Genomic DNA, 12,017 nt, shown 5'->3' with positions numbered 1-12,017 from the left:
CTTTCCACTTGATCTTATCTAAACTTTCTATTCTGAAACATATTTATAATACTCTTTAATTTTTGGCTTTACTTCCCAGTACTTAGTTCCGTTTGATGACACCAACATGTCAAACCATATCTCAAAGTTAGAGTCTAAATATACCGCATCTTCAATATTATCAATTGAATCCAGATGCAACATATACCCCAACCCTTTATTTGATTTGTTTACATCAATAACATACCTGCCATCATAATGATACCCAATTAGGACATATCCCTTAGGGAAGTCTTGAACTTCATTAAATTCAATTATCCCTTCTGTACTAAGAAGCTCAATACCATTAAACATTTCCATTCCATTGTGATTGAATAGGAACTCTTTATAATCATTAGGCAAAGTTACCCCTAACATCTTTTCTAAACTATTAATTTCTTGAGGACTGGCTGGGTCTCTGAATTGAAAAGCAGCATCTTCCATGACATGCCCTCCATGTTGGAGCATAGGAAAAGTTCCGTATTTAGAAACAGCTTCCTTTATCCCATCAAGAGTCATGCGAATTAACTTTCCTTCTTCCAATTAAATTTCCCTCCTCTAAGGTGTTTGAGTCACTAAATTTTACCACACAACTGTATTTGAGTGTCTTAAAATGCCAAAATGAAATTTACAATCTTTGGTTTTATACTTATAATTAGGAAGGTTTGTCCGATATAGAGACAGAACAAACAAATTGGGGGAATTACATTGAAGAAATGGCTGTTAGGTATTGGCCATTATCTCTAAGCTTTTCTTTGGCTGCGTGTGGATCTGATTCTGCTTCTACAGATAAAACAGATTCAGATCAAGCTAAAACAACAGAGCAAGAAGAAAAGGATGCAAAAGAGACAAAGGCAGACACTCAATCAAATGACAAAAGTACTAATGACAAAAATGAAAAAGCCGAAAATGCTTCAAAGAAGGATTCGTCGGATAAAAAGGCGTCTGACAAAAAGAAAAAGCTGGTCGATGTAACACTTAACAGAACAGTTGATGGGGATACGATTAAAGTTAACTATAAAGGCGAAGTCAAAACTGTTCGTTATTTACTTGTTGACACGCCTAAAACTAAGAACCCAAACTCTTGCGTACAACCATATGGTGAGGATGCTTCAGCAAGAAACAAACAGCTGGTTAACAAGGGAAAACTTCAACTGGAGTTTGATAAAGGAGATCGTACAGACAAGTATGGCAGAATGCTGGCTTACGTTTATGCAGATGGCAAATCAGTACAAGAAACACTGCTTAAAGAAGGATTAGCACGAGTAGCTTATGTATATGAGCCAAACACGAAGTATTTAGACACGTATAAGAAAGATGAGCAAGCTGCGAAAGATAAAGACTTGAAGATTTGGAGTAAGAATGGATATGCGACTGATAAAGGATTTAATGGCTGCGTAACGAAACCGAAGAAATCAGTAAGTGTATCTAAGCCGGCTCAAAAGTCAGTTACAACACACCAATCCGAGACACATAAATCGAACTCAAGCGGTTCAGCATCAAGCAGCTCTTCTAACTCTGCTCAAGCCTCCCCTTCTGCTGGAGGAACAGAACACTTTGCAAACTGCACAGAGCTGAGAAAGAAATATCCGCATGGTGTACCAAGCACTCACCCTGCTTATACATCTAAAATGGATCGGGATAATGACAACTTTGCATGTGAGAAGAATTAATTATTTTGAAGTCCTCTGAGGCTTCTTTTTTTATTTGGGTATTTTCTCAGGCTAACAAAAAACATAGAGCGTATGAGCGAGCTCTTTAGCCCAACACTTAAAGAATACAGCCCCTACAATATTTATTAGGTTATTTTCGTGTTCAATGTTAGATAGAATATTGTACGAATACTACTGTTTTTACAGTAAATACAATAAAGAGGAGGTGCTGATTTTTTGGAATTAAAAAACATCGTTCATTCTTACAACATTACAAATATTTTGGGTTATCTTAGACGCTCTCGTCAGGATATGGAGCGAGAAAAAAGAACAGGCGAAGATACGCTAACAGAACAAAAAGAACTCATGAATAAAATACTGAAGTCGATTGAAATCCCCTATGAATTAAAAATGGAAATCGGGTCAGGAGAAAGCATTGAGGGCCGCCCTGTTTTTAAAGAATGTCTTAAAGACCTCGAGGAAGGCAAGTACCAGGCAATTGCTGTTAAAGAAATAACAAGACTCAGCCGCGGGAGCTACAGTGATGCGGGACAAATTGTTAACCTTCTTCAAAGCAAGCGATTGATTATCATTACACCATATAAAGTTTATGACCCTCGAAACCCTGCAGACATGCGTCAGATTCGTTTTGAATTGTTTATGGCCAGAGAAGAATTTGAAATGACCAGAGAGCGTATGACAGGCGCTAAATACACATATGCGGCACAAGGGAAATGGATTTCCGGACTAGCGCCTTATGGATACCGGTTAAACAAAAAAACATCCAAACTAGTCCCAGTCGAAGAAAAAGCAAAAGTCGTTCAATTCATCTTTAACATCTTTTTAAATGGGTTGAATGGAAAAGATTATAGTTATACAGCGATTGCTTCTCACTTAACAAAATTACAAATACCGACTCCATCAGGAAAAAAGCGCTGGAATCAATACACAATTAAAGCAATTCTGCAAAACGAAGCGTATATCGGAACTGTTAAATATAAGGTTAGAGAAAAAACAAAAGACGGTAAACGAACAATTAGACCTGAAAAGGAACAAATTGTAGTATCGGATGCACATGCTCCTATAATAGATCAAGAACAATTTCAACAATCACAAGATAAAATTGCAAACAAAGTCCCCCTGCTGCCTAATAAAAATGCATTGGAATTAAGTGAATTGGCAGGCGTATGCACTTGTTCTAAGTGCGGTGAACCATTATCTAAATACGAAACTAGACGAACGCGAGAAAACAAAAACGGCACGGAAAGTGTGTATCACGTTAAATCACTCACTTGCAAAAAGAATAAATGCACTTATGTAAGATATAACGATGTTGAAAATGCCATTCTGGATTACCTCTCTTCTTTAAGCAACTTAGATAATAAGACTTTAACAAAACATATCACTTCAATGATTTCTAAATACGAAGACGTAAATAGTAATGTGAAAACAAAAAAGCAAATGTCTGAACATCTTTCACAAAAAGAACAAGAGTTAAAAAACAAAGAGAATTTTATCTTCGAGAAATATGAGAGCGGCATTTACACTGATGAACTTTTTTTGAAAAGAAAAGCTGTTTTAGATGAAGAATTTAAAGAACTCCAGATTGCCAAGCATGAGCTCAATGGAACTCAAGAAGCGCAATCAGAAATAGACAGTAATACAGTCAGAAACAACATAAATAGGATAATTGATCAATATCACATTGAATCAAGCACAGAGAAAAAGAACGCGCTATTAAGAATGGTCTTCAAAGAAGTTATCGTTACGATGACACAAAAAAGAAAAGGGCCAATTCCGGCTCAGTTTGAAATTACCCCTATCCTAAGGTTTAATTTTTCGTTATCGACCTCACCGTCACTGATAGTCCCTCAAAATACAGTAAATATCTTAAAAAACCGATAAAGCCGTTTCCCCGGTAAACACAATGGGAGCTACGAAGCTGTTGTCCGAAAAGCTGTTTCATCAGGCAAATCATCATGTTCAAAACCGCGGTACGGTGTTTTGTTCGGTCCGCTTCGGCAATGTGCTCGGTTCACGCGGTTCTGTTATTCCTATTTTATTTGAGCAGTTGATGGCAGGCGGCCCGCTCACCATTACGGATAAAAACATGACGAGGTTTTTTATGTCGATTGATGATGCCGCAACGCTCACCCTGCAATCTGCGGCGATCACAAAGGGCGGAGAAACATTTATTTTTAAAATGGAGTCCCTGAGGCTTGAAGAACTGCTTCACGGATTTGAAGAATATGCGTTCCGGCACGGACTGCCGCGCCCCGCCGCTGTTGAAGTGGGAAAACGTCCCGGTGAGAAGCTTCATGAAGAACTGACCTCTCCTCATGAGACGGAATCTTTATATGAATGGGGCAATCTTTACGCAATATTGCCGGAACCCGCCAAACATCCGGAATTTCGGAAGGTCAATCTCCCCAGATATCAATCCGATCAGGCGCCGCTCATCACAAAAGACACAATCGTAAAGATTATTGAACGATTACATGAAGAAAAAAAAACATAGAAAAAAGGCCTGTCTGATAGGCAGGCCTCATTGCTGAGCTCTATTTTTCAAATAAATGCAGACAGGCTTCATAGCCCTCTTCCTTCAGCTTGTCTTTCGGAATAAACCGGAGTGCCGCAGAGTTAATGCAATAACGGAGACCGCTTGGCCCCGGACCGTCATTAAATACGTGGCCTAAGTGGGAATCAGCTGTTTTGCTTCTCACTTCCGTCCGGATCATCCCGTGGCTTGTGTCCAGTTTTTCGTCAACCTCTTCTTCCTCAATCGGTTTTGTAAAACTGGGCCAGCCGCAATGAGAATCGAATTTATCCAGAGAAGTAAACAAGGGCTTTCCCGATACGATATCAACATACAGCCCCTCTTCTTTGTGATCCCAGAATTCATTTTGAAACGGCGGCTCCGTTCCGTTATTTTGTGTGACTTCATATTGCATGCGGTTTAATGATTTGATTTTTTCTTCTTTATTAAAAGCCATCTTATCTGTCCCTCCAATGCTCATCCAGAAAGCCTTGACGTCCGGAACCTACACGGTAGCGCCCGTAGTGATCAGGATTTTTCTTATAAAAGTGCTGATGATAGCCTTCCGCTTCATAAAAAGGCTCAGCCTTCAAGATGTCTGTCACGATCGGCTTTTTAAATATGCCGCTTTCTTCAAGCTGTTTTTTTGAGGCTTCAGCGATTTGTTTTTGTTCATCATTATGGTAATATATCGCCGCCCGATATGAACTTCCGCGGTCTGCAAACTGGCCGCCTGCATCAGTCGGGTCGATCTGCTGCCAAAACAGCTCGACAAGCTTTTCATACGGATAAATGTCAGGTTGAAATGTGATTTGAACGGCTTCTCTGTGTCCGGTCGTTTCACTGCACACTTCTTCGTAAGTCGGATTCTCAGTATGACCTCCTGTATAGCCGGACACCACCTTTTCAATCCCGGGCTGTTCGACAAACGGCTTCACCATGCACCAAAAACAGCCGCCTGCAAATGTGGCGATTTCTTTTTTTTCTGACATACGGGTGCCCTCCTTTGTTCATACGTGGTATTATTATATTATAGCATGTATAAACAGAATAAAAATAATTCTGCTTTCAGGGGAAGCTGAACGAATGCCACGCTGACTACATATTGGAGGTTCATGATTTGAAAGTAAGGACACAAATGATGTATGATATGGAAGCTTTGCTTCGAAAAGTGTTTAAACAAATCAGAAATGAAGTTAATGAAATTCTAGATAAAGAGCTGTCCAGGAACGAATTCACCATTTTGCGGATTCTCAGTGAACAAGGGCCTAAAAAAGTAACGGAATTCGCCCCCATTCTTGAGGTCTCCGCAAGCCATATTACCGCAGTGACCGACGCTTTAGTAGAAAAGGAATGGATCACCCGCATCCGTTCCAAAGAGGACAGGCGAATTATCAGAATCCATATTACGGAAGCCGGGGAGAAAATTGTCGATCATTTCAACCAGAAAAAAACAGAATACTTTTTTAAACGGTTTGACTGCTACTCTGATGAAGAGCTCGCAACGTTAATCAAACTGTTCAGCAAGCTGGACAAAAAACGCTGACACGAAAAAACACAAATCCCTGAAAGGATCTGTGTTTTTTTTATGAAAACTTATTGTTTCGGATGATAATAGGAAAATTCAATTTCATCCGTGTCGAGATTGATTTTATCCGCTTTTACATACATGCCGTTGTCTAAAGGCATTTCCGACAGACGGATCTCGATGCTTTTATCCCCGGAATGAACGTGCACAAATGACGGGAGTTCATAAAAGCTGTCCATATAATTCAGCACAAAGCTGATCGGCAGGCTTAATTCGCCTAATGAAAACTTCGTCACTTTCAACATCACATCTCCGTTCTCCTGTACGGACGGTTCAAATGTGACGACCGCGTTAATGGAGGTTGAGAATGCTTTGATTTTACCTGCCACGTGCACATCGTTATTGATGTCCACTTTGTAGTCAAGCTGATTCGATGCCTTCTCTTTTAAGTACGCATTCACAAACCTGGCAAGAGATTCTTTCGAGCTCGTGATATGAAAGCCGTACTCACTTTTTGTCTGATCTTGTATTTTCGCCTGCTCTCCCGGCATAACCAATAATGTCACAATTACCGCGGCGGCAATCACATTGAGTGCGAGAAGAACAAAAAACAGCGATTTCCACTTTTTCATCATTTCACCCTATTCTGCTGGTAACCCTTGTTTTTCAATGATGCCGTACAATCGATCGGCGATAAGTGCATACCCTTTTGCGTTCGGATGAAAATCATCATCCTTTGAAATCCGTCTGCTGCCGCTTTTTTGACTGAACAAGTCTTCAACATTCACCGCGGCGGCGTGAGGATCTTTTTCCAGCTCTTTTGCGGCGATCTTGTTCCAATCCGTTACAACCCCATTAATTTCTTTTAATTCAGGCAGCGTAAACGTGAATGGATTATACATGCTGACATACACCAGCTCTGCGTTTTCATTATATTTGCGGATTTTTGAAACGATCGCCTTGAATCGTTTTTCAAAAGGTTTCTCTTCCTTTTGGAACGGCTGAACCGTCAGCTGCATCATATTCTGGCGGAGCACCTTCATTAAGTCATTGCCGCCGATGGTAAAAAAGATATAGTCGGCGCTCTTTAATGATTTCTGAACTTTTTTATTATCAAGCTTTTCCAGCAGGTCAGACGTTTTGTCACCCTGCACCGCATAATTTTTAATATCAACCGTTTTCACATGTCCCTTTTTCTTAAGAGACTCCGCTGCCCTGCCGACGTATCCTGAACCGTCAGGATCTCCTACTCCTTCAGTCAATGAATCACCGACCGCAGCTATGACAATATGATCTTTCGTTTTCGGTTCTTCAGTGTCAGAACCGGTGCGCTGGACAGAACAAGCTGATAAAAGCAAAGCCAGTCCGGCGATCAATGAGAACATTCGCAGCTTCAATCTGGTTGCTCCTTCCCCGTCTACTAGTGGAAAGTGTAACATGTTTTTTCAGATTTGAAAATGTCTAATCTGCCAGTTTACTTGAGCTCCTCAGCCGCTCTGACATCTGAGAGGATGTCATCATACGGAACCTTCTGCACGCCGTCATAATCTTTAAGCACCGTCCCGTCAGGTCCGACTAAATAAAAAGAGGTTTTATGTATGACCTGGTCCTCTCCCTCCGGCTTTTTGACGATTGCTTTAAAGCTGTTCAGCGCAAAATCTTCAATGTCCTTTTGGCTGTAACCGGTCAGAAAATCCCAGTTGCGAAGCGAAAGCGGATATTTGGAAGCAAAGGCTTTCAGCTGTTTCGGCGTATCCTTTTCAGGATCTACACTGAACGACACAATCCGCACGTCCAGATTCTCAGCCTTCAGTTTTTTTTGCAGTTCGGTCATGTGGGCCGTCATCGGCGGACAGACCGTATTACAATTTGTAAACATAAAGTCGGCAATCCAGACATGCCCCTTCAAGCTTTTCAGTGACACTGTTTTCCCGTCTTGGTTCTGGTATGAAAACGGTTCAATCTGATAGTTCAGCGGGTCTTTTATCGTTTTCCCCCCGCAGGCGCACAAGAGCAGCAAACAAAAGACGGCAGCGAAGATTTTCATTTTTTTCATTTCCATTCCCCCCCATGGATAAAACGCTTACAGCATTCATCATAAAAAAATTCCCGCACCCTCCCTTATCAAAAGGAAGGCGCTAAGGAATATGCACCGTTATGCGTTATGTTTTAAAATCTCTTGGTTGAAAACGGCCTCGTAATCTTTCCACTTCATACGGCGCTTGAAATATTGTCGGAATGAATACACTGTTCTCACACTTTGTGAAGCAAAAACCTCTCTCAAATAAAGCTCAAGGTGCTGATGAATTTGAAAAAAATAATGTTCACCTTCCGTGACAACCGGTATTTCTGTCACTTTTACCTGAATCCCGTCCTGTCGTTTGAACTCTAGGCTTTTGAGTAACAAGATATCAATCCTTCTTTTTCGATTGTTTTCTTTTTATTATATACAATCTGAGAAAGCGTGTCTGTCATTTTGCGCGGCCGTTCTAAAAAAAGTCAGATTAACAGGTGGAACAGATCCTGATCTTTATTCACCTCTACGTAATGAAATCCTTTTTGATTCATCCGGGCAATGAGCGCGCCGTAATCTTCCCGATGCTTGAGCTCAATGCCGACCAATGCGGGGCCGCTGCTTTTGTTATTTTTTTTCGTGTATTCAAACCGGGTGATGTCATCATCAGGCCCAAGCACTTCATCTAGGTATTCGCGAAGCGCTCCCGCCCTTTGCGGGAAATTAACGATAAAATAATGCTGCAGCCCCTCATAAATCATGGAGCGTTCCTTCATCTCCTGCATTCTGCCGATGTCGTTATTCCCTCCGCTGACCACGCAGATGACGTTTTTCCCTTTAATCTCTTCCTTGTACAGATCAAGGGCTGACACGGACAATGCCCCCGCCGGCTCCGCTACGATGGCGCATTGATTATATAATTCGAGAATCGTGCTGCACACTTTTCCTTCCGGGACAAGCACAACGTCATCGACGACGGTTTCGAGCGTTTGAAAGGTTTCGGCGCCGATTTTTTTTACGGCCGCCCCATCGACAAATTTATCAATTTTCTCAAGTTCAACCACTTGTCCGGCTTTTTTCGATTCAAAATAGGAGGCTGCGCCCTTCGGCTCTACCGCTATGATTTTTGTATCCGGCGATATGTTTTTCATGTACGTGCCGAGCCCGGACAGGAGTCCTCCTCCCCCTACGCTTGCAAAAAGAAAATGCGGTTCAACGTCAATGTCATTTAAAATTTCGATGGCAGCCGTTCCCTGTCCGGCCATGACATCGGGATCGTCAAACGGATGAATAAACGTGCGGTTTTCTTTTTCACAGCATTCCGCAGAACTCTTATACGCATCATCGAAAGTGTCACCCGTCAATATGATTTCTACAAATTCTTTTCCGAACAGTTCCACTTGGGATACTTTCTGTCTCGGTGTGGTTGACGGCATAAAAATCTTGCCGTGAATGCCGAGGTGTTTGCATGAAAACGCAACCCCCTGCGCATGGTTTCCCGCACTTGCGCATACAATTCCGTTTTCAGTCTGCTCTTTTGAGAGCTGCCTCATTTTATTATAAGCCCCTCTGAGCTTAAATGATCTGACCACCTGCAGGTCTTCCCTTTTCAAATAGATGTTGCAGCCATACCTCTCAGAAAGTCTGTCATTCCTCTGCAAAGGCGTATGTATCACAACGTCCTTTACATTTTGGTGCGCTTTTAAAATGTCTTTTACCTGGATGAGAGAGTCTTCTTTAAGCAACGGTTTCATTTACAGAGTCCTTTCTTATTTAAATCCCTATTTAATATGCCATTATAACATGAATATTCAAATAATAAGACAATTATTTTAATTTTGTAAATAAAATTAAATGAACCGATACAAGAGAAAAAGATATTTTCGATCGCACAAACGTGTTATACTTAAACCAATTAGAACCAAAAGGAGCCAATTCATGAGTGTAATTGAACAAACTGATCCTTTTTATCAGCTAGCCGGCGAACATCACACCTTTTCAGAAGCGAAACGATTGGCCTCGCAATTTGCTTTATCTGATTTGCCAGTCTTCATAACGGGTGAAGTCGGAACCGGAAAAAAACAAATGGCCAGAGCGATCCACCATAAATCCCGCAGAAACAGCGAACTATTTATTACCGTTCACTGTAGCCAAAGCGAAGAGCGGCTCGAATATGAACTGTTCGGCGCTGAAGGCGCATTAAACAGGGCCCGCCGCGGAACATTATTCTTATATGAAATCGGAGACATGCCGCTCTCGGTACAGGCCCGCCTTCTTTCCGAGCTGGATGCCGGGCTTTCCGCCCGCATCATTGCAAGCAGCACGGCGGATCTTGGTGATACCGGCGCAGAAAATACGTTCAGCCAAGATTTATTTTACAGGCTTCACGTGTTATGCCTTCCGCTCCCTGCTTTATCTGAACGAAAAAGCGATATACCGCTTCTTCTGCAGCATATGCTGACAGCCTCGGGGCAGCATGTTCATATCGATCCGTCCGTTTATCCGCTGTTTGAGCGGCACACCTTTAACGGCAACATCAGAGAACTTCAAAATGCGGCGTACTATATGGCCGCGGCAGCATCCGGCAACACGATTTATCCCGATGATGTCCCGCTGTATATCAAAAACAGCCAGAAAGCGAAAACAGCTAAGAAAAAAGAAAAACGGCTGACATTGATGGAGAAAGAAGAGTTTTTGTTTATTTTGGAATCAATTAAAGACTTAAATACAAAAGGCGAACCCGCCAGCAGACGGAGCATATCCGAATTAAGCGAAAACAGCACAATGACATTATCGCCCCAGCAGGTCAGAAACAGGCTTGATTACTTAGAAAAGATGAACTATGTGACAAAAGGCCGAGGACGCGCTGGAACAAAAATTACATTAGAAGGGTTGAGCTTTTTGCAGTCACTGCAAAAACAAATCCTTTAAAAAGGAGGACATTATATTGTTCACAATAAAAGAAGAAATCGCAAATGCCGTCACACACGGAATCGGTGTATTGCTGTCGATTCCGGCGCTTATTTTTCTCATTATCTTCGCGGTGAAATACGGCTCGCCGACAGACATCGTCAGCTTTTCAATCTTCGGCGCTTCAATGCTGCTGCTGTATCTCAGCTCGACTCTTTTGCACAGCATTCAGCATAAAAAAACGAAAGACATTCTTGAGATTGTGGATCATTCCGCGATATACGTATTAATAGCCGGAACATATACGCCATTTTTATTAGGACCCCTTAAAGGGGCGCTCGGTCTGACCCTTTTAATTATTGTTTGGTCGCTTGCCATCGGAGGCATCGTGTTTAAAATCTTTTTCGTGAAGCGGTTTATCATTTTTTCAACGCTTGTCTATTTAATGATGGGCTGGCTGATCATCGTCGCCATTAAACCGCTGTACGCTTCGCTGTCAGGTCCCGGTTTCGGCCTTCTTCTTTTCGGCGGCTTATTGTATTCCGCCGGCACAATATTTTATATTTGGAGAAAGGTTCCGTATCATCACGCCATTTGGCACAGTTTTGTTTTAGGCGGCAGCGCCTCGATGTTTTTCTGTATTTTATTTTATTGCGTCAAAGTCCCCTTTATCTGAAATAAAAAGCACAGCCTCTCTATAGAGACTGTGCTTTTTTTATGCACGGAGCCGTTTCTGACCGGCCGGATAATAAGCGGGCTTTATATGTAATTCAATGTCAGCCGGTTTCAGCCGTTTCAGTAATCTGCCCCGCAGCAGCCGGTCTGTTCCCGAAGTGCTGACAGGCACAATCGGGAGGTCGAAACGAAGGGCCAGTTCCTCCGGATTGATTTTGCCGTCTTCGGACAGAATCAGACTTTGCCCTTTTTGCAGACGGACTTCCGCCTCATGAAGCACTGCATCCCGGCTGTCTCCGCCACAAATGACACCCATCAGACGCAGCCAATTTCCGAGAAACGGCATCCGGAAAGCTTTCTCGCCAGCGATAAAACCAGCCGGCTCTTCAAGATGTCCCGCAAGCAGCAGAAGATCAGCCGGGCGCAATCTGGGATGCACATACAATACGGGGCCGTCCGGTATCGGCTGATCATGATGAATGCCGATTGCCGATCCCGACACGTCAATGCAGCCTCTCATAAAGGCTTTCGGCCGCTCATACACCAGCCTCATCTGTTTTTGAAAAGAAAGCCGCGGGTCAAGCTCTTTTTGATTGATATATTCCTGAATATTTTTCATGAACATAAATACAACGTACATCACAAGGCAGCCGTAACGAATCAATTCTTGTCCCCCTGCTTAAA

Annotated in this window: 12 protein-coding genes and 3 pseudogenes; 6 read left to right on the top strand and 9 right to left on the bottom strand. The window is 42.3% G+C overall.

Features of this window, described 5'->3' with window-relative positions:
• Nucleotides 1-27 precede the first annotated feature (27 nt).
• Nucleotides 28-462, bottom strand: a complete 435-nt coding sequence (locus AC3WTF_RS03325; protein ID WP_096335157.1) for an SMI1/KNR4 family protein — start codon at nucleotides 460-462, stop codon at nucleotides 28-30.
• Nucleotides 463-726: 264 nt separating this feature from the next.
• Between AC3WTF_RS03325 and AC3WTF_RS03320 the strand changes: the two are divergent.
• From AC3WTF_RS03320 to AC3WTF_RS03310, 3 pseudogenes are all read left to right on the top strand, one after another.
• A pseudogene (locus AC3WTF_RS03320) lies at nucleotides 727-1,691 on the top strand (thermonuclease family protein).
• Nucleotides 1,692-1,907: 216 nt separating this feature from the next.
• Nucleotides 1,908-3,592 (top strand): annotated as a pseudogene (gene sprA, locus AC3WTF_RS03315) (serine-type integrase SprA).
• Nucleotides 3,568-4,188: pseudogene (locus AC3WTF_RS03310) on the top strand (polysaccharide biosynthesis protein); the annotation flags it as partial. The pseudogenes sprA and AC3WTF_RS03310, both read left to right, overlap by 25 nt.
• 40 nt (nucleotides 4,189-4,228) lie before the next feature.
• Here AC3WTF_RS03310 and msrB read toward each other — a convergent pair.
• Together msrB and msrA are read right to left on the bottom strand one after the other, a co-directional pair.
• Complete coding sequence (msrB, locus tag AC3WTF_RS03305; RefSeq protein ID WP_007409536.1) at nucleotides 4,229-4,663, bottom strand: peptide-methionine (R)-S-oxide reductase MsrB; 435 nt, start codon at nucleotides 4,661-4,663, stop codon at nucleotides 4,229-4,231.
• A gap of 1 nt (nucleotide 4,664) precedes the next feature.
• Nucleotides 4,665-5,198, bottom strand: a complete 534-nt coding sequence (msrA, locus tag AC3WTF_RS03300; RefSeq protein WP_047935835.1) for a peptide-methionine (S)-S-oxide reductase MsrA — start codon at nucleotides 5,196-5,198, stop codon at nucleotides 4,665-4,667.
• A 128-nt stretch (nucleotides 5,199-5,326) separates the two neighbouring features.
• Between msrA and AC3WTF_RS03295 the strand changes: the two genes are divergently transcribed.
• Nucleotides 5,327-5,752, top strand: a complete 426-nt coding sequence (locus AC3WTF_RS03295; protein WP_003153639.1) for a MarR family transcriptional regulator — start codon at nucleotides 5,327-5,329, stop codon at nucleotides 5,750-5,752.
• Between the two features lie 50 nt (nucleotides 5,753-5,802).
• Here the strand turns inward: AC3WTF_RS03295 and AC3WTF_RS03290 are convergent, their stop codons facing one another.
• The 5 genes from AC3WTF_RS03290 to ilvA all read right to left on the bottom strand — a co-directional run bounded on the left by AC3WTF_RS03290 (nucleotide 5,803) and on the right by ilvA (nucleotide 9,502).
• Nucleotides 5,803-6,366, bottom strand: coding sequence for a YpmS family protein (locus tag AC3WTF_RS03290; RefSeq protein WP_007409535.1), 564 nt, complete (start codon nucleotides 6,364-6,366; stop codon nucleotides 5,803-5,805).
• A gap of 9 nt (nucleotides 6,367-6,375) precedes the next feature.
• Entirely contained in the window at nucleotides 6,376-7,131 is a 756-nt protein-coding gene (locus AC3WTF_RS03285; protein WP_007409534.1) for an SGNH/GDSL hydrolase family protein, read from the bottom strand.
• A gap of 77 nt (nucleotides 7,132-7,208) precedes the next feature.
• Complete coding sequence (locus tag AC3WTF_RS03280) at nucleotides 7,209-7,790, bottom strand: SCO family protein (protein WP_023842866.1); 582 nt, start codon at nucleotides 7,788-7,790, stop codon at nucleotides 7,209-7,211.
• 99 nt (nucleotides 7,791-7,889) lie between these two features.
• The gene (locus AC3WTF_RS03275; protein ID WP_047935839.1) at nucleotides 7,890-8,141 is read right to left on the bottom strand and encodes a DUF2535 family protein; all 252 of its coding nucleotides are present in this window, start codon (nucleotides 8,139-8,141) and stop codon (nucleotides 7,890-7,892) included.
• A gap of 92 nt (nucleotides 8,142-8,233) precedes the next feature.
• On the bottom strand, nucleotides 8,234-9,502 hold the full coding sequence (ilvA, locus tag AC3WTF_RS03270; protein WP_014418155.1) for a threonine ammonia-lyase IlvA: 1,269 nt from the start codon (nucleotides 9,500-9,502) through the stop codon (nucleotides 8,234-8,236).
• A gap of 184 nt (nucleotides 9,503-9,686) precedes the next feature.
• On the opposite strand from ilvA, the gene AC3WTF_RS03265 reads away from it, so the two are divergent.
• Both AC3WTF_RS03265 and trhA read left to right on the top strand, forming a co-directional pair.
• Entirely contained in the window at nucleotides 9,687-10,679 is a 993-nt protein-coding gene (locus tag AC3WTF_RS03265; protein WP_020955961.1) for a sigma-54-dependent transcriptional regulator, read from the top strand.
• Between the two features lie 16 nt (nucleotides 10,680-10,695).
• Nucleotides 10,696-11,334 (top strand): PAQR family membrane homeostasis protein TrhA, encoded by a 639-nt coding sequence (gene trhA / locus AC3WTF_RS03260; RefSeq protein ID WP_007409529.1) that lies wholly within the window; start codon nucleotides 10,696-10,698, stop codon nucleotides 11,332-11,334.
• Between the two features lie 39 nt (nucleotides 11,335-11,373).
• Here the strand turns inward: trhA and AC3WTF_RS03255 are convergent, their stop codons facing one another.
• Nucleotides 11,374-11,997, bottom strand: a complete 624-nt coding sequence (locus tag AC3WTF_RS03255; protein WP_020955962.1) for a lysophospholipid acyltransferase family protein — start codon at nucleotides 11,995-11,997, stop codon at nucleotides 11,374-11,376.
• Nucleotides 11,998-12,017 lie beyond the last annotated feature (20 nt).

The organism is Bacillus sp. EB106-06-01-XG163, assembly GCF_058791615.1.
Note: the sequence above shows the minus strand (reverse complement) of the source record. Positions and strands in the feature narration are given on the sequence as shown.

What these genes read in the sequence shown, in the direction of transcription:
- msrA (WP_047935835.1), bottom strand. Translation starts at nt 5,198, where the DNA reads ATGTCAGAAAAAAAAGAAATCGCCACATTTGCAGGCGGCTGTTTTTGG.
- AC3WTF_RS03265 (WP_020955961.1), top strand. Translation starts at nt 9,687, where the DNA reads ATGAGTGTAATTGAACAAACTGATCCTTTTTATCAGCTAGCCGGCGAA.
- AC3WTF_RS03325 (WP_096335157.1), bottom strand. Translation starts at nt 462, where the DNA reads ATGGAAGATGCTGCTTTTCAATTCAGAGACCCAGCCAGTCCTCAAGAA.
- AC3WTF_RS03290 (WP_007409535.1), bottom strand. Translation starts at nt 6,366, where the DNA reads ATGAAAAAGTGGAAATCGCTGTTTTTTGTTCTTCTCGCACTCAATGTG.
- AC3WTF_RS03280 (WP_023842866.1), bottom strand. Translation starts at nt 7,790, where the DNA reads ATGAAAAAAATGAAAATCTTCGCTGCCGTCTTTTGTTTGCTGCTCTTG.
- msrB (WP_007409536.1), bottom strand. Translation starts at nt 4,663, where the DNA reads ATGGCTTTTAATAAAGAAGAAAAAATCAAATCATTAAACCGCATGCAA.
- ilvA (WP_014418155.1), bottom strand. Translation starts at nt 9,502, where the DNA reads ATGAAACCGTTGCTTAAAGAAGACTCTCTCATCCAGGTAAAAGACATT.